This is a genomic window from Micromonospora zingiberis, from assembly GCF_004331455.1.
Classification (GTDB): domain Bacteria; phylum Actinomycetota; class Actinomycetes; order Mycobacteriales; family Micromonosporaceae; genus Micromonospora; species Micromonospora zingiberis.
In genome coordinates this window covers 125,130-148,147 of record NZ_SJJR01000013.1, presented here as the reverse complement: position 1 = coordinate 148,147, position 23,018 = coordinate 125,130, and the positions used below count along the sequence as shown (strand labels likewise).

The following is a 23,018-nucleotide window of genomic DNA, read 5'->3' as shown; positions in this document are numbered from 1 at the left end:
CTCCTATGGAGTCATGAGGGTGAGGAGTCGGTCGTTGACATCCCGAACTGCGGGTAGGTCGCTCCACGAACGCAGCTCGCGGGCTGCGGCGAAGGCGAGGTTGAGGCCACCTCCGGCGCGGGTCCGCTCGATGACACTGATGGCTTGATGCAGGTAGGAGACGGCGGTATCAAGGTCGCGGTGACGGATGTTGGCGAGGGTGAGATTGCCGAGGACGACAGCCGTCGACTTACGCCGTGCGGCGACAAGTTGGTGGGCCTTCTCCAACGCCTCGATCGCATCGGCTGACCTGTTCAACGACAGCCAGCAAGAGCCCGCGAGTCGGGCGTGATGGCTGGGACAGTAGAGAGCGAAGGCAGGATCCTGCGGGCCCACCAAGGCGAAGTGATCTTCAGCGGCGCCAAGGGCCCCAGAGCATTCTTGAAGCTGGCCAAGCATCGCGTGTGCCTCGGCGCGGTGTAGTTGAGCGAGGCCGGCAAGCACAGGGCTGTCGCGGTAGCTCACCTCAGCGGCACGCGAGGTCAAGGCGATGGCAGCGGTTGGTCGGCTGGTGCCGTAGAGCGCAAGGTAGCTCTTGCGGAGTATCGCGTTGGCCTGGGCGACAGGATCGCGGGCTTCCTTCGCGGCGTTGATCGCCTGGTCGAAGTATGCGGCGCTGGCGGCGTGGTCGTGTCGCTGCGTGGCGTCCCATACCAGTTGGCCCATCAGCGTCGCCGATTCGGCGATCGCTGCAGCCAGTTCGCGCTGAACTGAGCCGGCGTCGGCGTATTGGCGGAGGAAGACCGCCTGACCGTGCAACTGCGCCGCTTCGGCAAGGAGATGGGTCGAAGGTGTCTGGTCGTAGCGCTCGTCAAGATGCCGCACGCGCTCCCGCAGGTACGCCACCGTGATCAGATCGACGCGACCGGGCTGCCGCAGCGCGTGGTCGAGACGCCCGCCGGGCGTGGCGGGCGGCTGACGGGTGTCGGCAAATAGATCGGCCAGTTCCTCGACGGACACTTTGAGCGCCGTGGCCAGGTGCGGGCGGTGCAAGGGCTGAGGGTCGGTCTCTGCCCGTTCCCACCGAACAATGGTGGAACGGTCCACGCCGAGGACTTCGGCGAGGCGTTCCTGGCTGAGACCGACCGCCTTGCGTCGCTGCGCCAGTCGATACCGACGTGAGCCCAACGCGCGCCGCCCGTTTCCGCCACTGTGCACCACGGATCCATTCATCCAGCTCACGGCATTCATAGCAATAGGGATGCATCGGTTCTGCGCCATTGCCGCACTGGAACCGGCCGGTGAACGGCGGTTGGGTGGAAGGGCGGGCGATCAAGCCCGACCTACTGATCCCGGGGGTGCGAGGTGAGCTGTCCGAAGCGAAGTAAACCTGGGGACCTAGCCGCGAGGGCAGATCTTCAGGATCGGCTGCTACCACCACTCCCTTCCGCGCACAAGCGGACGACTCCTCGCCTGCGTACCGCCATCAGGGCTGCGCGGGTGGGTGATCGGCGGTATACCCCAAGCCGCCGTGCGGCGGCGGTGGGCTCGCCCTTCCCCCGGCGAGCCCACCGCCGACCGCCTCGAAGGGGCGTGCCGGCATGACGCTGTACGTCTCGCTCAACGCGATTGTCGGCCACTCCCGGCGGCCCGAGCCCGGGTGCACGTCTTTGCAGTGGCAGACGCGGCCTGCGGATCCGCCGTTGCTGACCCACGTGTGGCGTCGGCTGTTCGAGCAACAGGCCAGAGAGAACGATCGGCGGTGACCGACCGATCTCGGCGCCTGTCGACGCACCGGAACATTTCAGTTGGGGTCGGGCATGTGCCGATGCGTCCGCTGTGGCTTTGCCGCCGGTGTGGGCAGCCGTGGCCGTGCAGGGCGGCAAAACTCGCTCTCGTGGCCGAGTACCGGGACATGTCGGTGAGTCTGTTCCTCTATCTGGCTAGCTGTCTGCACGATGCCATCGATGACCTGCACCGGCTCAACCCGAGCGTGACAGGCAACGCGGCGGACATGTTCGACCGGTTCCTCGGCTGGCCCGCCCGCCATACCCCTAGCTATCGAGCCTCTAACGCAGAGCAGGTGAGGAGACATGCGAATGACCCGCCGTGGGCGACGTGACGATTCCTGTTACGGACCTCGATACGGAGGACCGCGACCACGTCACCGAATTATCCGACGAGGAGGGAGTATGTCGGGCTGCGCCCTCCGCTCGTGCCTGGGCTGCGGTGGACGGGGTGGGTGGGACTCGCGTCGTCGATGCGATGTTCATGCCGGGCAGGCCCACCCCCGGTAGATGGTTCTTCAGAAAAGCCTCTCCCGGCATGAACCCGGGCCGGCGCCCAGCCGATGTAGTAGTCGATCTCGTCTGCACTCAAGACGCTGTGGAAGCGAGGAACACGATGCTGGGTACGCACTCCGGCCGGTATTCGGGCGGTTACGGTGGGCACTGCGAAGGTGGCCTTACGTGAGCGGCAACGGAGAGAACGGCACGTCGTCGGGGAGCAGCCCGTACAACTCGGACCTGGCTTTTGGTGGGTCGTCGTCGGACAGTTCGCTCGATGACAGCGCTTGGCACGGGCGGACCGGGCGGATGAACTTCCGGGCCGAATACCGGGGCCGCACGATGGAGCGTCTCGCCCGTGATCTCGCCAGGCTGCCCGACGACTTCCAGCGCCTCCGCGAGCGGGCCGGTAGGGTCAATGTCGTTTTCGGTCAGGCGCACGGCGGCGGTGTCGGCTCCTGGAGCGAGGGATCACGGGGGCGCAGCACGATCATCCTCGACCCAGGTCATGCCGATGTGCGGGATGAAGGCGCCAGCCGCCTGCTGGGGACCGCCATCTTCGAAATCATGAACGCCGTGCAGGCTGAGCGCCGTGCGGAACTCGACAGTAGTACCCGACGGAGCCGTTTTGCGGAATCTGCCGCGAGACGGGGTTTGGCTCCGGCGGAGCACTATGGTCGCGAAGTGGAGCGGATCGAGTTCGACAACGCCATCGCGCACCGCCGGCTCATCGCCGATCTACCGGGCGACCGTACCGGCACGCACATTGATCTGTTCCGGAACACGGTCCCGCTGCTTGACGCCGACCAGGGGCCGGGCACGCCGGCTTATCGGGCTGCATTCAACGAGTACTACCAGGGCCAGCGGGAATCCGGTCATACCCAAGATTACGAGAACTACTATCACGTCATCGGGCCACCGCAGCCCCCGATAACGCTCGACAGCCTTCCCGAACACATGGTGGCGCGGACTCCCACCTGGAATCCTGGCGCGGCCTCAATATCAACGCAGAATCCCCGCGAACGCAGCCGCCACCATCAGTCGGGCGAAAGTTCTCACGGGTCAACCCGACGTAATCGGAGCAACCGCTCCCCGAGCCCGAGAAGATGAGCCATCCGCGCGGCTCGGCCGAGACAGTCGAGCGGGCGTGCCGATAGCCGTTGATCGCCACCGTTGCGGCGGAATGGCGGGATCTGGGATGGCGCGAGGCAGCCATTTCGCCGTAACGGTGCCTGCAACGTGAATAGGCAAGGAGCGCCAACTCCCTGCCACTCTTAACGTATATCGCACCCGGGGGCTTGTGGCAAGCCCCGGGTCGTGCCGCAGAATCGTCGGCCGGACTCGGCACCGACGACGAAGTGGGGGGCATGACGTGCGGGTGTTGTCGACGTACGGAGCACACGGTGGCCTCGGCCCGGTGGTGGAATTGACCACGGCTGCATCGGGGGTGGCGAGGTGAGCGAGCGGTACGTGGTGGGGCTGCACGACATCGACGAGTTGCGGGTCGGGGTCGTGGGCGGCAAGGGTGCGCACCTGGGGGCGCTGTCGCGGATCGACGGCATCCGGGTGCCGGCCGGTTTCTGCGTGACGACGGACGCTTTCCGACGGATCATGGCGGAAGCGTCGATCGGCGACCGGCTCGATCAGCTGTCGCGGCTGAATCCAGACGACCGGGCGGCGATCCGGACGCTCAGCGCGGAGATCCGTCAAGCCATCGAAGGAATCGCCATTCCTGGCGACCTCGCGGCGGCGATCACCCGCGCTGTCGCGTACCCCGATAGCCGCGCCGAGCAGGCCGATAGCTGTGCGGTCGGCTGGTTCGGCGGGCAGACGGCGTACGCCGTGCGATCCAGCGCCACGGCGGAGGACTCGCCGACGGCCTCTTTCGCGGGCCAGCACGACACGTACCTGAACGTCGTCGGTGCGTCGGCGGTCCTGCGGGATGTCAGCCGGTGCTGGGCGTCGTTGTTCAGCGAGCGGGCCGTCACCTACCGCCTGCGCAACGGCATCGACCACCGTGGCGTCCAGATGGCCGTGGTGGTGCAGGAGATGGTCTTTTCGGAGGCGGCCGGCATCCTGTTCACGGCCGACCCGGTCACCGGCAACCGGAAGGTCGCCTCCGTGGAGGCCAGCTTCGGTCTCGGGGAGGCCCTGGTCTCCGGTCTGGTGAACGCGGACGTGTTCAAGGTGCGCGACGGCGCGGTGATCGCCAGGGCGGTCGCCACCAAGCGGCAGGCCGTCCACGCCCTGCCGACCGGCGGGACGCGGGTACGGGCGATCGAGCCGGCGCGGCAGGAGCAGCCGGCGTTGACCGACGTGCAGGTGGTGCGGCTCGCGCAGTTGGGCCGGCGGATCGACGCGCAGTTCGGCTGTCCGCAGGACATCGAATGGTGCCTGGTGGACGGTGCCTTCCAGATCGTGCAGAGCCGGCCGATCACCACGCTGTTCCCCGTCCCGGCGGTCGGCGACCAGGAGAATCACGTCTACGTCTCGGTCGGTCACCAGCAGATGATGACCGACCCCATGAAGCCGTTGGGGCTGTCGATCTGGCGGCTGACGGCCCTGGCGCCGATGCACGATGCCGGCGGGCGGCTGTTCGTCGACGCGACCCGGCACCTGGCCTTGCCGGCGACCCGCGCCGGCCTGCTGGCGGTGATGGGGAGATCCGACCCGCTGACCAGGGACGCGCTGCAAAGCGTCCTCGACCGAGGCGATTTCGTCCCGTCGTTGCCGAACGCGGATCCCGGCCGGCCGCCAGCCGGCCTCGTGCCTGCCCGGATCGAGACCGATCCGGCCATCGTCACGGAGCTGATCGAGCGTAGCCAGACCTCCATCGCCGCGTTGCGGCGCGACATCCGCACCAGGACCGGCCCGGCGCTGTTCGACTTCCTGCTGGAGGCATTTCAGGAGCACAAGCGGGTCCTCAGTGATCCGCTCAGCGGGCAGGCGATCATGGCGGGGATGGAGGCCACCTGGTGGCTCAACGATAAGCTGTCCGAGTGGCTGGGCGAGCCGAACGCCGCCGACGCGCTCACCCTGTCCGCCCCCGGCAACGTCACGTCGGAGATGGGGCTGGCACTGCTTGACGTCGCGGACGTGATTCGCCCGCATCCGCAGGTGGTGGCGTTCCTCGGAGACGTGCAGGACGACGACTTCCTGGACGAGTTGCCGAAGGTCGCGGGCGGGACCGAGGCGCGCGAGGCCATCGAGGCTTATCTCGACCGGTACGGCATGCGCTGTGTCGGCGAAATCGACATCACCAGGCCGCGTTGGCGCGAGCGCCCGACCACCCTCCTGCCCGTGATCCTCGACCATGTCCGGAACTTCGAGCCGGGCGCTGCCAAGCGCCGCTTCGAGCACGGTCGGCAGGTGGCGCAGGAGAAGACGCAGGAGGTGCTCGACCGCCTGCGGGCCAGGCCGGACGGGGAGGGCAAGGCCAGCGAGGCCGAGCGGATGATCGAGCGGGTCCGGACCTTCATCGGCTACCGGGAGTACCCGAAGTACGACATTGTCAGCCGCTACTTCGTCTACAAGCAGGCTTTGCTGGAAGAGGCCGGGCGTCTCGTGCGGGCCCAGGTGCTCGCCGAGAGGGAGGACGCCTTCTTCCTCACGTTCGAGGAGTTCCACGAGGTGGTGCGCACGAACCAGGTCGACGACCGGCTGATCCGTCAGCGCCGGGAGGCGTTCCGGTCGTATCAGGCGCTCACCCCGCCCCGGGTGCTCACCTCCGACGGTGAGGCGATCACCGGGGCGTACCGGCGCGACGGCGTACCGGCGGGTGCCCTGGTCGGCCTGCCGGTCTCCGCCGGAACCGTCGAAGGGCGGGCCCGCGTCATCCTGGACCTGGCCCAGGCCGATCTCGAACCGGGCGACATCCTCGTCACGGCCCACACGGATCCCAGTTGGACGCCGCTCTTCGTCGCCGTCGCCGGTCTGGTGACGGAGGTCGGCGGGTTGATGACACACGGGGCCGTGATCGCCCGGGAGTACGGCCTGCCGGCTGTCGTCGGCGTACTGGATGCCACCCGGCTGATTGCCGACGGGCAGCGGATCCGGGTGCACGCAACCGACGGGTACGTCGAGCTGCTGCCCTGACGGGCGGCCGGTGTGCGCGACCGGATGCTCGCCGCCGGGCGGATCGTCACCCGTGGAGGCCAGGGGTGGGGACCTTCCCGCCACCATTGTTCAACTTATTCATGACGGGCGTCAGAATTTCTTGACTTCCGGTGCTGGGTGGCTGACCATGGCCAACACAGCGGCGTGCCCCCCCACGCAGCGGTAGTTCACCTGCAGGTCCGAGGCAACCGCCGGTTTTTGACGCACCCACCACCCCCGCCCAGGAAGGGCCTCGTCAATGAAGAAGGTCATCGCTCTCGGGCTGATCGCTGCTACCGCGATCGCCCTCACCGGATGTACTGATTCCGATGCGTCCTCCCCGTCCGACCAGGCTGACGGCGACCTGCGCCAGGTCCGCGTCGCGGCGCTGCCCATCACCGAGACCGCCGCGCTGTGGGGCGGGATCAAGGCGGGCATCTTCGCCGAGCGCGGGCTCAGTGTCGAGGTGCTGCCCGCCCAGGGTGGCGCGCAGGCCATTCCGGCGCTGCTCAACGGCGACATCGACTTCGCGATCGGCCAGCCGTTCGGGCCGTTCAGGGCCGACCTTCAGGACCTCGGCGTCGTCATGATCGGCAACTACGCCTCCTCGTACGCGACGGGCGACGACATCAACGCCGTGGTGGCCTCGGCGAAGTCCGGCATCACCCGGCCCTCCGAGCTGGCGGGTCGCCGGGTCGCGGTGAACAGCCTGGGCGCGGCCGGCGACGTGACGATCATGGCGGCGGTCGAGAAGGACGGTGGCGACCCGTCCACCATCAAGTTCGTCGAGGTGGCCTTCCCGGATGCCCCGGCCCAGTTGGAGGCCGGCAACATCGATGCCGCCTGGGTGCCGGAGCCGTTCGTGACGCAGCTGCGGGGCCGGGGCGACACCTTCATCGTGGCGCCCTACCAGGCGGTCGTGCCCGGTCTGGCCACGCTGACCACGATCACCACCAAGGAGCGTACGGACTCCGACGCCAAGCTCGTCGCGGACTTCTCGGCGGCGATGAAGGAGGCGCTCCAGTGGGCCCAGGACCCCGCCAACGAGGCGGCTGTCCGGCAGGCCATCAAGGACAACCTGCAACTGCCGGAGCCGGTGGCGGACTCGGTGAAGCTCCCGGCGTTCGGCTGGGACATCGATCGGGCGAGCCTGCAGACGCTCGCGGAACTCGCGCAGAAGTACCGCGTGCTCGACCAGCAGCCGAACTTCGACCGCCTCATCCAGCAGCAGTAGCTGGCGCCCTCACGCCCTCCCCGGTGCCCGAAACCGGGGAGGGCGTCGCCGCCGCTCGATCACGGGAGTGACATGCGTGTCCTATCCACCCGACGCCTGCGCGCGTTACGCAAGGCGCTGCTGGGCGTCGTCGGTCTGGCCGGATTCCTCGTCGTCTGGCAGTTGATCCCGACCCTGGGCCTGATCAACTCGCAGTACCTGCCGTACGTGACGGACGTGGCCGCCCGGCTGTTCGAGGAGTCCCTCGACCTGGCGTTCTGGCGGCGGCTGGGATCCACCATGACGTCCTGGGCGATCGGGTTGGCGGTGGCCACGTTCGCCGCCGTCGTGCTGGGCACGATCGTCGGCCTGGTGCCGTTCCTGCGGCGGGCGACCCACACGATGGTCGAGTTCCTGCGGCCGATCCCGTCGGTCGCCCTGATTCCGCTCGCCGTGCTGATGTTCGGCATCCAGATGCAGGCCGCCCTGGTCATCATCATCTACGCGTCGTTCTGGCAGGTGTTCGTGCAGGTGATCTACGGCGTCGCCGACGTGGACGCGGTCGCTCGCGACACCGCCCGCAGCTTCGGGCTGACCCGCCGCGAGCAGCTGACCCACCTGGTGCTGCCGACGGCCCTGCCGTACCTGATGACGGGTCTGCGGCTCGCCGCGGCGGTCGCGCTCATCCTCGCCATCACCGCGGAGATGGTGATCGGCAACCCGGGCCTCGGCCGCATGATCGAGCTGTCCCGGTCCGCCGGCGACTCCGTCGGCCTGTACGCCTTCGTGGTGGTCACCGGCCTGCTCGGGCTCGCGGTCAACCTCGTCTTCCGGTTCGTCGAGCGGCGCACGCTGTCCTGGCACCAGTCGGTACGAGGGGAGGAGGCCCGGTGACCACGCACCCCGAACGGATCGCCGTCACCCGGCGCAAGCCCGGCGTCGGGTCCCGCATCGCGGCGAGCTTCGGCTACGCGCTGGGGCTGCCGATGCTGCTCCTGGTGATCTGGGGCCTGGTGGCGACGAGGTCGACGAGTCGGTTCTTCCCCGATCCGCTGACCATCTTCGAAGCCTTCGTGGACACCTGGGTCGGTCCCGCGTTCGTCGAGGACGTGCTGCCGAGCCTGTACCGCCTCGGCCTCGGCATCACCGCGTCGATCGTGATCGGCATCGCCGCCGGTACGGTGATCGGCCTGCTCCAGTGGCTGCGCGAACTCCTCGAACCGCTGCTGGAGTTCTTCCGGGCCATCCCACCGCCGGTGCTGATCCCGGTGGTGATGCTGCTGCTCGGCATCACCGACACCATGAAGGTGGTCGTCATCGTCTCCGGCGCGATCTGGCCGATCCTGCTCAACACCATCGAGGGCGTACGGGCGACCGACAGCGTGATGAAGGAAACCGCCGACTCGTTCCAGATCACCTGGTGGGAGCGGCTCTGGTTCCTGGTGCTGCCGGCGGCGAGCCCGCGCATCATGGCCGGGGTCCGGCAGGGCCTGTCGGTCGCGCTCATCCTGATGGTGATCTCGGAGATGTTCGCCTCGTCCGCCGGGCTCGGCTACCGGATCGCCTACTTCCAGCGCAACTACCTCATCGCCGAGATGTGGAGCGGAATCCTCCTGCTCGGTCTCGTCGGCGTCTTCCTCGCCGTCGTTTTCGGACTCGTCGAACGGCGCGTGCTGCGCTGGTACCACGGAATCAGGGAGGTCAACCGTGTCTGACCGGAGCACCCTGCTGCGGGTGGAACACCTGCGGAAGGTCTACGAATCGCAGACCGGCGACGTCGAGGCGATCGGGGACATCAGCTTCACGATGAACGCCGGCGAACTGGTCTGCATCGTCGGGCCGTCCGGCTGTGGCAAGACCACCCTGCTGAAGTGCCTGGCCGGCCTGCTGCGCCCGACCAGCGGTCTGGTGGAGATGGACGGCGCACCGGTGACCGGGCCGAGCCCGGCGATGGCCGTGGTGTTCCAGGAGTACGGCCGCAGCCTCTACCCGTGGCTGACGGTGCGGGGCAACGTCGAGCTGCCGTTGCGGCACAAGAAGCTCTCCCGCGCCGAGCGGGACAAACTGGTCACCGACGCCCTCACCGCGGTGGGTCTCGATCACGCCGCCCGTAGCCATCCGTGGCAGCTCTCCGGTGGCATGCAGCAGCGGGTGGCGATCGCGCGGGCCGTCGCGTACCAGCCCGAGGTGCTGATCATGGACGAGCCGTTCGCGGCGGTCGACGCGCAGACCCGGGCGGACCTGGAGGACCTCGTCCGCGAGCTGCACAGCAGCCGCAACATCTCGATCCTCTTCGTCACGCACGACATTGACGAGTCGGTTTATCTGGGAGAACGGGTTCTAGTATTGTCCAAGTCGCCGACCTGGGTACAAGAGGACCTCGCGATCGATCTGCCGCCGGAGCGCGATCAGATCACGACCCGCGCCCTGCCCCGGTTCACGCAACTGCGGACCCACGTCTACGACCAGATCCAGCGGGCCAAGCGTGGGCAGGCTGTCGCCCCGCAAGCGGCGCGGTGATCGCTGCTGCCACGACGACGGATTCGCCGAAAGGGAGGGCTGTGCGTAGTCGTCAGCCGAAGCAACTGCTGCTTGCCTTCTTCGGCGAGCACGTTGTCGATGGCGCCACCGGGCCGATCCGGGCGAGCGCCCTGATCAGCGTGCTGGAGGGGGCTGGGGTGGCGGCGCCCGCCACCCGCGCGACCCTCGACCGCCTGGTGCAGAGCGGCATTCTCGCCCGGACCAGGAGCGGCCGGGAGACGCTGTTCTCGCTGACCGAGCACGGGGCGGCCGTGTTGCGCGAGGCGACGGACCGGGTCCGTGGCCCCCGGCCCTTCGATCCACAGGGCAAGGGGTGGACGCTCGTCACCTTCTCGATCCCCGAGGGGCAGCGGATGCTGCGACACCGGCTGCGGTCGACCCTCACCTGGGAGGGGTTCGCGCCGATCCGCGACGGGTTGTGGCTGGCACCCGGCGAGGTCGACCTCGCCGGGTCGCTGGAGCCGCTGCGGCAGGACCTACCGCCGCACACCGTGATCGCCTTCCACGCTCGTGAGCTGGAGGGATTCCCGATCGCCGAGAGCGTCCGGGCGGCCTGGGACATCGAGGCGATCCGCCGCGAACACCTCGCCTTCATCGAGGTGTGGGACGACCCGGCCGCGGTGGCGTTGGCGCCGAGCGCGCTGACCGTACGGACGATGCTGGTGGCGGACTGGCTGGCGTTGCTGCGCGCCGACCCCCGGCTGCCGGCCGAGTTCATGGACGCGCAGTGGCCGGCGACCCGGTCGGCGGAGATCTACCGCCGGATGCACGAGAAGCTGGCCGAGGCGTCCGCCGCGGAGTTCGCCGAACTCGTCGCGGCCCGCACCACGGCTAGGCGCCGAACCGGGCTCGCAGGTCCGCCTTCCGCACCTTCCCCGACGCGGTCCGCGGCAGGTCGTCCACGATGACCACGTTCTTCGGCAGCTTGTAGCGCGCCAGCTTGCCGTCGAGGTACGCCCGTACGGTGTCGACGTCCACCGACGCTCCCGGGCGTACCGTCACGATCGCCCACGGCACCTCGCCCCAGCGCTCGTCGGGCACGCCGATGACCGCGGCCCCGGTCACCCCGTCGAGTTCGCCGAGCAGTTGCTCGATCTCGGGCGGGTAGATGTTCTCGCCCCCCGAGATGATCATGTCTTTGAGGCGCCCGGAGATGTGCAGGTAGCCATCTTCGTCCAGGTAGCCGAGGTCACCCGAGCGGAACCAGCCGTCCGGGGTGAACGCGTCGGCGGTCGCCTCCGCCAGCCCGTGGTAGCCGGGGAAGACGTTGGGGCCGGCGATTTCGATCTCACCGATGCTGCCGGTCGGTGCCGGCTCGCCGTTCACGTCGGTGATCCGTACGTCGGTGAAGAAGTGCGGTAGACCGACGCTGCCCTGCTTCGTGCGGGTCATGGTGGGCGGCAGCGAGGTGGCGCCCGGTGACGCCTCGGTCATGCCGTACCCCTGGGAGAACGACAACCCCCGTGCCTCGTACGCGTTGAGGATGCGCGGCGGCACGGCCGAGCCCCCGCAGGTGAGCTTCGCCAGCGTCGACAGGTCCGTCGAGGCCCAGTCGGGGTGGTCGGCCATCAGCTGGTAGGTGGTGGGCACGCCACTGAGCATCGTGACGCCGTGCCGCTCGATCTGGGCGAGCGCGCGGCCCGGCTCGAAGCCCTTCTCCAGGACCATGGTGGCGCCCTTGAGGATGACCGGGAGGGCGCCCATGCCGAGCGAGGCGACGTGGAACAGCGGCGAGATCATGAGCGCGACGTCGGTCGAGACGACGTCGTAGTCGACCACGCAGTTCAGGGCGACCCAGGTGAGGTTCCCGTGGGTCAGCACGGCGCCCTTGGCGCGGCCGGTGGTGCCCGAGGTGTAGATGATCGCCGCCGGGTCCTGGTGGCCGGTGTCGGCGTGGCCGGCGGGGTCGGCGGCCGTGCTGCGGGCCAGTTGGGCGAGGCCCGGCCGGTCTGCGCTGCCCTCGCCGGTGACCACGACGTGCGGCGGTTGCGCGGCCGGCACGGCGGCGGCCACCCGCGTCGCGAACTCGGGGTCGTGGACGAGCAGCCGGGCGCCGCAGTCGGTGAGGACGTGGGCGATCTCGGGCGGCGCGAGCCGGGTGTTGACCGGTACGAAGACGGCACCGAGCTGCGCCGCGCCGAACATCACCTGGAGGAACTCGGGACTGTTCTCGCCCAGGTAGGCGACGGCGTCGCCCTTGCCGACGCCCCGCTGCCGCAGCACCGCCGAGATCCGGTCGGTGGCGTCGGCGAACTGGCCGTACGTCATCCTCGCCCCGTCACCGTGGACGAGGGCGACCTTGTCGGGGGACTTGAGCCGGCGCTTGGCCATCCAGCCGCCGATTCCGTGCTGGTGCATCATCAGTCTCCTGGTGGTGGAGGTGGTGTGCTCACCTGGCTCGGCTGACGCCCGCCGTCCTCAGGCGTACCGCCTCAGGCGTAGAAGCGGTAGAGCCCCCGGGCGACGACTGCGGGCTTGGTGCCACCCTCGATCTCGATCGTCTGGTCGACGGCGAGCTGGTAGCCGCCGCGCACCTCCGTGACCTCGGCGACGGTGGCCTGCATCCGCACCCGCGAACCGACCGTGACGGGTGCGGGGAAGCGCACCTTGTCCAGGCCGTAGTTCACCTTCGTGGTCACGCCCTTGACCTCCAGCAGCTCGGTCCAGAACGGTACGGCCAGGGAGAGGGTGAGGAAGCCGTGCGCGATCGGGGCGCCGAACGGCCCGGACTTCGCCCGCTCCGGGTCGACGTGGATCCACTGGTGGTCGTCGGTGGCGTCGGCGAACAGGTTCACCTGTTCCTGGGTGACCGTCCGGTACTCGGTGTAGCCGAGGTCCGTACCGGCCAGGTCGGTGAGCTGGTCGTAGGCGATGGTCGTCGTCATGACGGTTCCTCTCGTCGTCACCGGGCAAGACGCAGCAGTCGGGCCGCGTTGTCCTTGAGGATGCCCGGGAGCACGTCGGGCTTGAGGTCGGTGGCCGCCACGTCGCGCAGCCAACGATCGGGGGTGATCAGTGGGAAGTCGGTGCCGAAGAGCACCCGCCGCTTGAGCAGCGAGTTGGCGTAGCGCACCAGTTCGGCCGGGAAGTACTTGGGGCTCCAGCCGGACAGGTCGATCCAGGTGTTGTGCTTGTGGGTGGCCACCGACAACGCCTCGTCCTGCCAGGGCACCGACGGGTGGGCCATGATGATCTGGAGGTTCGGGAAGTCGGCGGCGATCGGGTCGAGCAGCATCGGGTTCGACAGCCCGAGCCGCAGACCGTAGCCACCGGGGGTGCCCGCACCGATGCCGGTCTGCCCGGTGTGGAAGATCGCCGGAACGCCGGCCCGCTCGATCAGCGCCCACAGCGGCGCGTACTCGTCGTGGCTCGGGTCGAAGCCCTGCACGGTGGGGTGGAACTTGAAGCCGCGTACGCCCTCCTCCTCGACCAGTCGGGCGGCGAGTTCGAGGGCCGCTTCGCCGGTGCGCGGGTCGACCGACCCGAAGGGGACGAGCACGTCGGCGTGGGCCGCCGCGGCGCGGGCGATGTCGGTGCTGGACAGCGGCGGGTGCTTGAGCTGCGTACGGGCGTCGACGGTGAAGACGACGGCGGCCATGTTGCGCTCGCGGTAGTACTGCGCCACCGCGTCGACCGCGGGTCGCGGCCCGTCGGTCTTGAAGTACTTCGACACCGCCGCCACGAGTGGCTCGGGCAGCGAGGCGTGGCCGTGGTCGTCGACCTCGATGTGTACGTGCATGTCGATCGCCGTGACGGCGTCGAGGTCGATCGCGGGCTGGTACATGGGCGGTAACCTTCGTCAGCGGATCTCGTCGGGCCGGTCAGGAGGCTGCGGGCCTGAACTCCTCCGGAAGCTCCGGGAAGCGTTCCCCGACGCTCTGCGTGGCACCGGCGAACTCCGTCGGCCAGGCCTGCACCAGCGCGTCGTAGGTCCAACCGCCCTCGCGGTAGGCGGTCAGTGCCGCCTCCGGGTGGGTCCAGATCTGTAGGCGGTCGCCGCCCACCCCGATCACCTGCCCGGTCACCGAGGCCGCCGCGTCGGAGCCGAGGAACGCGATCAGCCCGGCCACGTCGTCCGACGTGCCGAACCCGAGGTCGTGCCGGAAGAACGCGGGCATCGGTTCGCCGTTCGCGTCGGCCTGCACCGCTGCGGCGAAGTACGGAACGGTGGCGGTCATGGCGGTGGCGGCCACGGGGACGACGGTGTTGGCGGTGATGCCGGCCCGCTTGAGCTCCAACGCCCAGGTGCGGACCATGCCCACGATGCCCGCCTTGGCGGCGGCATAGTTGGTCTGGCCGAAGTTGCCCCGCTGTCCGGTGGGGGAGCCGATGCAGATGATCCGGCCGCCCTCGCCGGCCTGCCGCATGTGCAGCACCGCCTCGCGCACGGTGGTGAACGTGCCGCGCAGGTGCACGTTGATCACCGTGTCGAAGTCGTCGTCGCTCATCTTCCACAGCACGGTGTCGCGCAGCACGCCCGCGTTGGTGACCAGGATGTCCAGTCGCCCGAACTGTTCGATCGCCGTGTTGACCAGTTCCTTCGCGGTCTCCGTCGGGCCGACCGGCGCGGTCACCGCGACGGCCCGTCCACCGGACGCCTGGATCGCCGCGACCGCGTCGGCCGTGGTCGCGGCGTCGACGTCGTTGACCACGACGGACGCCCCTCGACGGGCCAACTCCTGTGCGTAGGCGAGGCCGAGACCCCGACCGGATCCGGTGACGATGGCGACTTTGCCGTCCAGTGACATAGGTACTCCTTTGTGTCCATCCCGATCTGAGCACGGACCGTTGAAAATGTCAATTATTTGTGAAGCTTGCTACCATCGTCGCCATGTCCCCTATCGGAAAGACCCGGCCGACCGGACGCGACCGGCTGCGGGACAGCGTGCTCGCCGGGGACCTGAGCTTCCTGCTGGCCCGTGCCAACGCCCTCACCCTCGCGGCGGCCAACGCCGCCCTCGCCGAACACGGGCTGAAGGCCCGCTCCTATTCCGTGCTCGCCCTGGCCGCCGACGACGTCCGACCCACCCAGCGGGAACTCGCCGAGTTCCTCCGCCTCGACCCGAGTCAGGTCGTCGCCCTCGTCGACGGGCTGGAGAAGCGCCAACTCGTCGAGCGGCGCACCGACCCCGCCGACCGCCGCGCGAACGTCCTCGTCGCCACCGACGCCGGCCGCGCCCTCTTCGCCCGCGCCCAGGAGTCCGCCCGCGCGGTGGAGTTGGGCCTGTTGGCGGCCGTGACGCCGGAGGACCACGAGCGGCTGGCCCAACTGCTGCGGCTGCTGGCCTTCCCCGAGTGACGCTGGCTTTCCCCGAGTGACGCTGGCTTTCCCCGAGTGACGCTGGCTTTCCCCGAGTGACGCTGGCTTTCCCCGAGTGACGCTGGCTTTCCCCGAGTGACCCTGGCTTTCCCCGAGTGACGCCGTGACCGGGCGGCGCCGTGGCGCCACCCGGTCACGAGCGCCGGTGGTGGTTGGCAGAGGTGGCGGAGGGCGGCGGACGCCGCCTTCCGCCGGGGCCTCACTCGAACAGGGACAGGGTCAGCGTCGAGGCGTACTCACCGGCCGCGACATCCACCGGCGTACGCAGGAACAGGTCGGCGTCGACCGTGTACGCGCCGCCCGCGACCGCACCCGAGTCGAACGTCGAGACCAGCAGTTCCTGGTCCACCAGACCCACGTTGTTGCCCGGTTGCGTCGGCTCGTCGAGGACGGTCACGACCTCCTCGCCCTCGGCCACCAGACCGGTGTCGCCACCGTCGAGCAACTTCGGCCGCCAACCCAGGTGACCGGCCCCGATCGGGTCCTGACCGGCGCTGCCGACGAAGTCGGTCGCCGAGCCCAGCACCGCCCAGGCGGCGCCGGCGGGTACCTCGTCGGCCGTACGGGTGTCGGTGACCGTGACCGTCGGCAGCGTGCCGACGAACTGGCGCACCAGCAGCGTCGACCCGTCCTCGGACAGCGCCACCGAGTCACCGGCCACCGACATGGCCAGCACTCCCGGTTCCCTGATCTCCTCGATGTCGACGGTCACCGACACGCCGGCGCTGTCGCCCGGCTCCGCCGAGGCCGGCGACGCCACCGCCACCGACCCGGCCAGCAGGGCACCTGCGGCACCGGCCGCGAACAACCGCTTACGACTCCACGTGTGCATAGGATTCTCCGTTGTCCGTGCGGTTACTGCGCTGGACGGGGGTCGGCGCAGTTGACGGCCGGGTGTTCCGGCGTCACGACGGTCGTCACCGCCTGGCCGTTGAGCGACCCGGTGGCGCGGACGGTCGCCGTGCCGGCCGCCACCGACGCCACCCGCGTGGTGAACTGCTGGAAGGCGTTACCGCCCGGCGCCACGTTGGCGAACGACCGCTCGCCGTACGCGGTCTCCACCGCCACGTCCACCGGCGCGTCGTGGTCGTTGCGAACCTGCACCGCCACGTACGCCCGACCGGCGAGGCACCGCGTCTGCGCGGTGGCCGTCACGGGCAGCTCCGGCACGATCGGACCATTGGCGCCGAAGCGGATCCAGGTGTTGGTCAGCGGCACCTGACCGACACCGGGCTTCGACCAGTCGCAGACACCGTCGGGGAAGACCGCCTGAAGGCGCTGCCACTGCTCGTCGGTGAAGCTCACCCCGTACCCGGAGCGGTGCAGCGGCGCAAGCTGGCACTTGAGCACCGCGGAGCTGGTCGGTCCGCCGGCTACCACGCGCGGGTTGCGGTGGAACGGGAAGAGCTGGTTGCACTGGGCGGCCGGGTCCAGGGTCAGCTGCTCCACGATCCGGTCACCGTTGGCCGCGATGCAGCCGTCGGCCAGTCCTTCGGGCTTGGACAGTCGGGTCAGCGTCACGTCGTCCAGCTCCGGACGGCTCGCCGCCAGCGCGGCCCGGCTGGTCAGCCAGGTCTCCATGCCATCCAGGGCCAGGGTCGAGGCGGTCCCGGCGGTGGCTGACGCCGCGGTGATGCTGATGTGGTTGTCGGCGTTGCCGTTGGACGCGACGATCCGCTCCCGCATGTTCCAGGACCGGAAGCGGTCGTGGAAGTCGCCGGAGGGGTCGGTGTAGCCCCGGGTCTCGATGATCGGGATCCACCGTAGACCGCCGTCGAACTGGTTGACCCGGCCGGTCTCGTACGCCACCTTGATGGCGTCGACGTCCGCCGAGGTGCGCTGCGGCGTACGGTTGCCCTCGACGTCGAGGCCGCCGATGCCCTCGTTGAGCCGGACGAACTGCTCAGGCGTGAGCACGCCCGAGGCGAGGGTCTGCAGGCCGTACTGCACGCCGACGGTGTCCGGGATGATCGGCCGGCCGAAGCCGGTCTCCGGGTCGACGCCGTACACGTTGGAGATGAAGTCCGCCATCGCGCAGCGGATGCCGGTCGGGTTGTTGACCGGGTGGTACCGCTGGGCCGCAGGGACGTGGTTCGGGCAGGTGGCCGGCCAGTCGACGCTGTCGAAGTTCTGGTAGCCGCCACAGGTGTTCGGGCTGGCGAAGCCAGTTACCGCGGTGCGCTCGGCGGTGGACAGCCCGGCGGCGGCGGACGCCTGGGAGATGAACCGGCACTCGTGCCCGGTCAGCGTCACCGAGCGCTCGTCGGGGTAGCCGATCTGGCCGATCACGCCGTTGAGGATGCCCGGGTAGGCGTTGGAGATGAGCAACTGCTGCATCGTGCCGGCCGAACCGCCCGAGCCCATCGTGAAGGCGGGTACGCCGTACGTCTCGATGAAGTGCTCCTTGACCATCATCGCGGTCTCGGCGGAGGTGACGTCGTTGCAGTTGTTGGCGTAGACGTTGAACGTCGAGCTGGCCACCGCGTAGCCGCGGCTGAGCAGGGTGTGGTTCATGACCCCACCGGTGCTGGTGGCCTGGGTGTAGCCGATGCCGCAGGCGCCGCCGAAGGTGTAGACCAGCCGCTCGTTCCAGCCGTCGGTGGCCGTCCACGGGTCGGGCACCGACGTACCGGGCTCGTGCAGCAGCGCGATCTCGTACACCGCGCGGTTGATGGTGCCCCGCTCGACGCGCACGATGTACGGCACGGTCCGGCCGTCGATAGTGGTGGTGGTGGCGAGGTTGCCGGGCAGGGGACCGTCGGGCAGCGCGGCGAAGCTGCCGGTGGTGGTGCGGTACTGGTACGTGACCCGCGGCGCCGCCACGTGACAGTTCTCGTCGACCGGCCCGAGGTTCCAGGGGTTGCCCGAGGCCGTGCAGAACATCGGGATGTGCGGGCCGGAGAGGACCGGGCCCTCGGCGGGGTGGTTGACCAGGGTCACGTCGGCCTGGGGGCGGCCGTGCCCGAGCCCGTTGGCGCGGACTTCCAGCGTGTTGTCGCCGAGCGCCAGGTCGTCGACGAGGCCGAGCAGCGTGCCGCCGTCGCCGACCGGGCGGAACTGCTCGGTGAGGTCGCGGCCGGCGAGGTGGACCTTCACCTGGTGCGGCGGAACGTTGTCGGGCACGCCGATGCGTACCAACGCGTTGCCGCCGCTGATCATGTCGGCGCGGGTCGAGACGACCTCTACGTCGAACGCGTGGTCGTGGCCCGCGCCGGCCGGCGGTGCGGCCATGGCCGGCGCCGCTGAGCTGCCGATCAGTGCGGTGGCGACGAACGCGGTCAGGGCGATTTTCAAGGATCGTTGCGGTGTTCTCTCCCGGGATCGATATGAGTGCATAGCAGTGCCCCTTTCAGCCGGGAACGGGCGGCTGGACCTCCTGGTCACATGCGCACGGGGAACATAATGCGAAATCTGATCGGGCGTCAACGATTTTGCATCGTATCTACTTCAGACGCGAGATCGATCCGTCGTTGATGCCGGACTCAGGCCCGGTCGGGAGTCTGGACGAGTTCCTCGAAGCGGTGCTGCGCCGACTCGGCCAGCGCCTCGGAGGTGTTCAGGAACATCGCCCGGGCCTCGGCGCGGGGAAAGGAGGCGGGCAGGAAGGTGGCCGGCAGATCGGGATCCTCGCCCACCAGGGCACGCCAGTCGTTGACCATCTCGGTGCGCTGCACGAGCGCCCGCGCCGGTGACACCGTGCCGGCGCCGGCCCGCCGGGCCAGGTCGCGGTACCGCTCCAGGAACTCCTGGTAACCCGCGGCCAGGTCGTCGATCCGCCAGGCCGCCTCAAGCCGGGCCCGGCCACTGGGCAGCAGGTCCAGGTCGGTGGAACGCAGCACCACCGCGTCGTTGATGCCCAGCTCGGTCAACTGCTCACGAACCTCGTCGAACCGGTCGTGCGGGGTGACCCAGGTGGCGTCGTACAACGGCCAGAACGTCAACCAGCGCAGTCGGGCGCGCAGCAGCCGGCGCTGGTTCGTGTCGTCCAGGGGCAGCGTGAACGCGATCAGGGTCCAGCTGCCGTCCCAGGCGTTCTCGTCGGTGGTGGCGAAGATGCGCCGGGCGCCGCGCCGGAGGATCTGCGCCGCCGACTCGGTCAGCCGGTAGCTGGTCCGCCGGCCCTCCTTGGTCCGTTCGAGCATCCCGCGCTGGGTCAGCCGGCTGAGCGTGGCGCGGGCGTTGGCGGGCGCGATGTCGAACTCGGCCAGCACCGCGACCAGGCCGCCGGAGGGCAGCGGTGCGTGCCCGGCGTGCCAGTAGTCCCCGAGCAGCGTCACCAGCAGCCGCTGGGCACGCGCCCGCCCGACCGCCGCCGAGCGGTCCGACGGCGTATCCATCGGGCCGTCCTCGCTCACCACCAGCATGACCCGCTGCCAGTACCGAGGCGGCGAGGGCGATCAGTCAGCAAACGCGCATGATGGACATCGGACACCTGGATAAATTACTGCGTCCCGTGGCGGGGCGGTAACGGCACCCGGCCCGGTGCTGGCCGGTTCGGGGCGCCCAACGCCCGGGACAGCACCCGACCCGCGGCCTGCACCAGCGGCGCCAGCGCCAGCGGATCCGCCCGGTCGTGGGCGACCACCAGCGAGATCGCGGCCACCACGCCGTCGGCCGCGCGGATCGGTGCGGCGACCGAGAGGGCGTCCATGGTCACCTGGCGGTCGCTGACCGCGTACCCGACCCGACGCACCTCGGCCAGGCACCGGCGCAACTGTCTCGGGTCGGTGATGGTCAGGTCGGTGTACCGCTCCAGCGGTGCGGCCAGCACCCGCTCCTGGACCTCGGTCGGCGCGTAGGCGAGCAGGACCAGCCCCACCCCGGTGGCGTGCAGCGCGAAGCGCCCGCCGACCCGGGTGAGTACGGGCACCGCGTGCCGTCCGGCGATCCGCTCGATGAAGACGAGTTCCAGGTCCTGCCGGACGGCGAGCTGGACGTTCTCGTGGGTCACCTCGTACAGGTCTTCCAGCACCGGCAGGGCCAGCTCACGCAGCCCCAGACCCCGGGGCGCGAGCGAGCCCACCTCCCACAACCGCAGGCCGATCCGGTACCGCCCGTCCTCGCCGCGCTCCAGCGCACCCCAGGCGACCAGCTCCGCGGCCCGGCGGTGCGCGGTGGGCAGCGGCAACCCGGCCCGCCGGGCCAACTCGGTCAGGGTCAGTGCCGGGCTGGCCGGGCTGAACGCGGCCAGCAGCGCCAGCACCTTGCTGGTGACCGACCGGCCGGGTTGGCTGTCCACCCCGCCATCATCCCGGCTGCCCGACGCCCGTCACAGGTCCAGCACGAGCCGGGGCGTACGGGCCCGCGAGACACAGATCATCATCGTGTCGCCGGCCGCCCGTTCCTCCTCGGTGAGCAGACTGTCCCGGTGCTCCGGCACCCCGCCGAGCACGGTGGTCTCGCAGGTGCCGCAGGTGCCCTCCCGGCAGGAGGAGAGCACCTGCACCCCGGCCTCCTCCACCGCCTGAAGGATCGGCGTACCGGGCGGCACCGTGAGCGTCCGCCCGGAGCTGGCGAGCTCGACCTCGATCGTCGTGTCGCCGTCGCCGGCCCGGTCGACCGGGGTGAACCGCTCGACGTGCAGGCCGCCGGGCGGCCAGCCGCTACAGTGCTGCTCCACCGCCTTGACCAGGGCTTCCGGGCCACAGCAGTAGACGAGCCCGGCATCCGGACGGCCGAGCAACCCGGGCAGGTCGAGCAGGCCGGTCTCGTCCTGCGGACACAGGCTGACCCGGTCGCCGTACTTCTCCCGCAGGGCGGCGGCGAAGGCCATGGTGGCGCGGCTGCGCCCGCCGTACACCAGTCGCCAGTCGGCGCCGGCCGCGTCGGCGGCGGCGACCATCGGGCTGATCGGGGTGATCCCGATGCCACCCGCGATGAAGAGGTAACGCGGTGCCGGAACCAGCACGAAGTTGTTCCGTGGCCCGCGCACCCGGACGGTGGCGCCGGGGCGCAGCCGGTCGTGCACGAGCCGCGAGCCGCCGCGCCCGTCCGGTTCGCGTTGGACCGCGATCCGCAGCATCGACCGGTCCGCCGGGTCACCGCAGAGCGAGTACTGGCGTACCAGCTCCGGGCCCAGCACCAGGTCGACGTGCGCACCCGGGGTCCACTCGGGCAGGTCACCGCCGTCGGGACGGCCCAGGTTGATCGCGACGACCTCGCTCGCCACCTGGTCCCGACCGGTCACCATCAGCTCCACACCGGTCAGGTCGTCTTCGGTCACGCCGGTACCGCCAGCCGGGTCGGCGCGTCGGCGGAGGGCGGAGGCGCCGCCGGGGCCTGGTGACCCTGCGGGTGGGCGAGCAGCCACTCCCACAGCTCGACCGGCTCCTCGGCGACCCGCTGGGCGCCGCAGTGGCAGACGCCGCGCAGGATGTCGGTGCCCGGCAGCCAGTGGATCCGGTAGACCCGGTCCCCGGTGAGCATGCCGGCTGGGCTGCTCACCGGGTCGCCTCCACCGTCCCCGCGCCGACCATGCGGGCCAGCAGCCGCCGGGCGGCCAGCCCGCCGGTGTCGATGTTGATGCTCAGCTCCTGGTACTTCTCCGGTTCGGACGCGATCACCTGCTCCAGGATGTCGAGCGCCGTCACGTCCTGCATGACCACCGTGTGGTTGCTCTGGTACAGGTACTCGCTGACCGACTCGTCGTCGATCGCGAAGTCCCGCGCCACCGCCCAGAAGTCGTACGTGGTGTGCTCGGTCGACGGGGTGATCGCGTACACGATCTCGGCGTGGAACGCCTGGTCGTCCTCGCCCTGGGCCGGCGGGTAGACGCCCTGCGGGGCGATCCGGCTGTGCAGCAGGTAGAGACAGGGCGGGTGGTATTCGATGTCCTGCCAGCGGGTGATCCGGCCCTGGATGCCGGTCGAGCGGGCGTAGAACGGCGGGCACTCCGCGTCGTCCATGTGCCGGCTGACGTAGACGATGCCCCGCTCGTCGTCCACTTCGGTGGTGATCGGGGTGTTCGCCACCTCGGGCGTGCCGATGTAACCACCGTGCAGGTAGGTCTCGTGGGACAGGTCCATCAGGTTGTCCACCAGCAGGCCGTACCGCGCGTTCAGCGGCGCCATGCCGCGCACCACCGCGTACCGGGGATCGGTCAGCCAGGGGGCGCGGGGGATCGCGGCGGGGTCGGCCCGGTCCCGGTCGCCGATCCACACCCAGACGAAGGAGTCCTGCTCCACCACCGGGTACGCCGCGACCCGCGCGGTACGCGGAATGCGCTGCTGACCTGGTACGAAGACACAGGATCCGGTCTGGTCGTAGGTGAAGCCGTGGTAGCCGCAGACGATCGTGTCGCCGTCGAGCCGGCTCTCCGAGAGCGGGTAGCGCCGGTGTACGCAGCGGTCGGCCAGCGCCACCGCCTCCCCGGCGCCGGTGCGGTACAGCACGAGCGGCTCACCCAGCACCGTACGGGCGAGCAGCTCCCGCCCGACCTCGCTGCCGTAGGCCGCCACGTACCACTGGTCACGTGCGAACGTCATGGGACCGAACCTCCTCCTCGACGAACCGTGGGGCAGCCGGATCATCCCGTGGCACGGTCACGGCCGGGACCGCAGCTTTCACTCAATGAAAGCCGGGCTCG

Annotated in this window: 22 protein-coding genes; 10 read left to right on the top strand and 12 right to left on the bottom strand. The window is 69.7% G+C overall.

Annotated elements, in window-relative coordinates:
* Nucleotides 1–3 precede the first annotated feature (3 nt).
* Nucleotides 4–1,230: a helix-turn-helix transcriptional regulator gene (locus E0H26_RS19600; RefSeq protein WP_240742269.1), complete on the bottom strand. Its 1,227-nt coding sequence runs from the start codon at nucleotides 1,228–1,230 to the stop codon at nucleotides 4–6.
* A 350-nt stretch (nucleotides 1,231–1,580) separates the two neighbouring features.
* Between E0H26_RS19600 and amcA the strand changes: the two genes are divergently transcribed.
* From amcA to E0H26_RS19560, 9 genes are all read left to right on the top strand, one after another.
* Complete coding sequence (gene amcA, locus E0H26_RS30450) at nucleotides 1,581–1,745, top strand: multiple cyclophane-containing RiPP AmcA (protein ID WP_338106222.1); 165 nt, start codon at nucleotides 1,581–1,583, stop codon at nucleotides 1,743–1,745.
* Nucleotides 1,742–2,101 (top strand): hypothetical protein, encoded by a 360-nt coding sequence (locus E0H26_RS19595; RefSeq protein WP_131305622.1) that lies wholly within the window; start codon nucleotides 1,742–1,744, stop codon nucleotides 2,099–2,101. The genes amcA and E0H26_RS19595 overlap by 4 nt, the downstream gene beginning before the upstream one ends.
* A 346-nt stretch (nucleotides 2,102–2,447) precedes the next feature.
* On the top strand, nucleotides 2,448–3,374 hold the full coding sequence (locus E0H26_RS19590; protein ID WP_131305619.1) for a hypothetical protein: 927 nt from the start codon (nucleotides 2,448–2,450) through the stop codon (nucleotides 3,372–3,374).
* Between the two features lie 345 nt (nucleotides 3,375–3,719).
* Nucleotides 3,720–6,359: a rifamycin-inactivating phosphotransferase gene (rph, locus tag E0H26_RS19585; protein ID WP_131305616.1), complete on the top strand. Its 2,640-nt coding sequence runs from the start codon at nucleotides 3,720–3,722 to the stop codon at nucleotides 6,357–6,359.
* A gap of 259 nt (nucleotides 6,360–6,618) precedes the next feature.
* Nucleotides 6,619–7,593, top strand: a complete 975-nt coding sequence (locus tag E0H26_RS19580) for an ABC transporter substrate-binding protein (protein WP_131305613.1) — start codon at nucleotides 6,619–6,621, stop codon at nucleotides 7,591–7,593.
* A 72-nt stretch (nucleotides 7,594–7,665) separates the two neighbouring features.
* A complete protein-coding gene (locus tag E0H26_RS19575) occupies nucleotides 7,666–8,466 on the top strand; it encodes an ABC transporter permease (protein WP_131305610.1) in 801 nt (266 codons plus the stop codon).
* On the top strand, nucleotides 8,463–9,287 hold the full coding sequence (locus E0H26_RS19570; protein ID WP_131305607.1) for an ABC transporter permease: 825 nt from the start codon (nucleotides 8,463–8,465) through the stop codon (nucleotides 9,285–9,287). The genes E0H26_RS19575 and E0H26_RS19570 overlap by 4 nt, the downstream gene beginning before the upstream one ends.
* Nucleotides 9,280–10,092: an ABC transporter ATP-binding protein gene (locus tag E0H26_RS19565; RefSeq protein WP_131305602.1), complete on the top strand. Its 813-nt coding sequence runs from the start codon at nucleotides 9,280–9,282 to the stop codon at nucleotides 10,090–10,092. The genes E0H26_RS19570 and E0H26_RS19565 overlap by 8 nt, the downstream gene beginning before the upstream one ends.
* A gap of 41 nt (nucleotides 10,093–10,133) precedes the next feature.
* Complete coding sequence (locus tag E0H26_RS19560; protein WP_131305598.1) at nucleotides 10,134–11,021, top strand: PaaX family transcriptional regulator; 888 nt, start codon at nucleotides 10,134–10,136, stop codon at nucleotides 11,019–11,021.
* On the opposite strand, the gene E0H26_RS19555 is transcribed toward E0H26_RS19560, so the two are convergent.
* From E0H26_RS19555 to E0H26_RS19540, 4 genes are all read right to left on the bottom strand, one after another.
* A complete protein-coding gene (locus tag E0H26_RS19555; protein WP_165521911.1) occupies nucleotides 10,945–12,471 on the bottom strand; it encodes an acyl-CoA synthetase in 1,527 nt (508 codons plus the stop codon). The genes E0H26_RS19560 and E0H26_RS19555 overlap by 77 nt on opposite strands.
* A 74-nt stretch (nucleotides 12,472–12,545) precedes the next feature.
* Entirely contained in the window at nucleotides 12,546–12,998 is a 453-nt protein-coding gene (locus E0H26_RS19550) for a MaoC family dehydratase (RefSeq protein ID WP_131305592.1), read from the bottom strand.
* Between the two features lie 17 nt (nucleotides 12,999–13,015).
* Nucleotides 13,016–13,897, bottom strand: a complete 882-nt coding sequence (locus E0H26_RS19545; RefSeq protein WP_131305590.1) for an amidohydrolase family protein — start codon at nucleotides 13,895–13,897, stop codon at nucleotides 13,016–13,018.
* A 37-nt stretch (nucleotides 13,898–13,934) separates the two neighbouring features.
* A complete protein-coding gene (locus E0H26_RS19540) occupies nucleotides 13,935–14,861 on the bottom strand; it encodes an SDR family oxidoreductase (protein WP_131305588.1) in 927 nt (308 codons plus the stop codon).
* 83 nt (nucleotides 14,862–14,944) lie between these two features.
* Between E0H26_RS19540 and E0H26_RS19535 the strand changes: the two genes are divergently transcribed.
* Nucleotides 14,945–15,412, top strand: a complete 468-nt coding sequence (locus E0H26_RS19535) for a MarR family winged helix-turn-helix transcriptional regulator (protein WP_131305586.1) — start codon at nucleotides 14,945–14,947, stop codon at nucleotides 15,410–15,412.
* A 220-nt stretch (nucleotides 15,413–15,632) separates the two neighbouring features.
* Here the strand turns inward: E0H26_RS19535 and E0H26_RS19530 are convergent, their stop codons facing one another.
* The 7 genes from E0H26_RS19530 to E0H26_RS19500 form a co-directional block, all read right to left on the bottom strand.
* Nucleotides 15,633–16,265: a hypothetical protein gene (locus E0H26_RS19530; protein ID WP_131305584.1), complete on the bottom strand. Its 633-nt coding sequence runs from the start codon at nucleotides 16,263–16,265 to the stop codon at nucleotides 15,633–15,635.
* 23 nt (nucleotides 16,266–16,288) lie between these two features.
* Nucleotides 16,289–18,727, bottom strand: coding sequence for a DUF6351 family protein (locus E0H26_RS29600; protein WP_131305582.1), 2,439 nt, complete (start codon nucleotides 18,725–18,727; stop codon nucleotides 16,289–16,291).
* A gap of 188 nt (nucleotides 18,728–18,915) precedes the next feature.
* A complete protein-coding gene (locus E0H26_RS19520; RefSeq protein ID WP_165521910.1) occupies nucleotides 18,916–19,770 on the bottom strand; it encodes a PaaX family transcriptional regulator in 855 nt (284 codons plus the stop codon).
* Nucleotides 19,771–19,874: 104 nt separating this feature from the next.
* A complete protein-coding gene (locus E0H26_RS19515; protein ID WP_131305578.1) occupies nucleotides 19,875–20,672 on the bottom strand; it encodes an IclR family transcriptional regulator in 798 nt (265 codons plus the stop codon).
* A gap of 30 nt (nucleotides 20,673–20,702) precedes the next feature.
* Entirely contained in the window at nucleotides 20,703–21,656 is a 954-nt protein-coding gene (locus E0H26_RS19510; RefSeq protein ID WP_338106221.1) for a PDR/VanB family oxidoreductase, read from the bottom strand.
* Complete coding sequence (locus tag E0H26_RS19505) at nucleotides 21,653–21,877, bottom strand: hypothetical protein (RefSeq protein ID WP_206025240.1); 225 nt, start codon at nucleotides 21,875–21,877, stop codon at nucleotides 21,653–21,655. The genes E0H26_RS19510 and E0H26_RS19505 overlap by 4 nt, the downstream gene beginning before the upstream one ends.
* The gene (locus E0H26_RS19500; RefSeq protein WP_131305576.1) at nucleotides 21,874–22,917 is read right to left on the bottom strand and encodes an aromatic ring-hydroxylating dioxygenase subunit alpha; all 1,044 of its coding nucleotides are present in this window, start codon (nucleotides 22,915–22,917) and stop codon (nucleotides 21,874–21,876) included. The genes E0H26_RS19505 and E0H26_RS19500 overlap by 4 nt, the downstream gene beginning before the upstream one ends.
* Nucleotides 22,918–23,018 lie beyond the last annotated feature (101 nt).

What these genes read in the sequence shown, in the direction of transcription:
- E0H26_RS19600 (WP_240742269.1), bottom strand. Translation starts at nt 1,230, where the DNA reads ATGAATGCCGTGAGCTGGATGAATGGATCCGTGGTGCACAGTGGCGGA.
- amcA (WP_338106222.1), top strand. Translation starts at nt 1,581, where the DNA reads ATGACGCTGTACGTCTCGCTCAACGCGATTGTCGGCCACTCCCGGCGG.
- E0H26_RS19580 (WP_131305613.1), top strand. Translation starts at nt 6,619, where the DNA reads ATGAAGAAGGTCATCGCTCTCGGGCTGATCGCTGCTACCGCGATCGCC.
- E0H26_RS19575 (WP_131305610.1), top strand. Translation starts at nt 7,666, where the DNA reads ATGCGTGTCCTATCCACCCGACGCCTGCGCGCGTTACGCAAGGCGCTG.
- E0H26_RS19555 (WP_165521911.1), bottom strand. Translation starts at nt 12,471, where the DNA reads ATGCACCAGCACGGAATCGGCGGCTGGATGGCCAAGCGCCGGCTCAAG.
- E0H26_RS19550 (WP_131305592.1), bottom strand. Translation starts at nt 12,998, where the DNA reads ATGACGACGACCATCGCCTACGACCAGCTCACCGACCTGGCCGGTACG.
- E0H26_RS19545 (WP_131305590.1), bottom strand. Translation starts at nt 13,897, where the DNA reads ATGTACCAGCCCGCGATCGACCTCGACGCCGTCACGGCGATCGACATG.
- E0H26_RS19540 (WP_131305588.1), bottom strand. Translation starts at nt 14,861, where the DNA reads ATGTCACTGGACGGCAAAGTCGCCATCGTCACCGGATCCGGTCGGGGT.
- E0H26_RS19535 (WP_131305586.1), top strand. Translation starts at nt 14,945, where the DNA reads ATGTCCCCTATCGGAAAGACCCGGCCGACCGGACGCGACCGGCTGCGG.
- E0H26_RS19530 (WP_131305584.1), bottom strand. Translation starts at nt 16,265, where the DNA reads ATGCACACGTGGAGTCGTAAGCGGTTGTTCGCGGCCGGTGCCGCAGGT.
- E0H26_RS19520 (WP_165521910.1), bottom strand. Translation starts at nt 19,770, where the DNA reads ATGGATACGCCGTCGGACCGCTCGGCGGCGGTCGGGCGGGCGCGTGCC.
- E0H26_RS19500 (WP_131305576.1), bottom strand. Translation starts at nt 22,917, where the DNA reads ATGACGTTCGCACGTGACCAGTGGTACGTGGCGGCCTACGGCAGCGAG.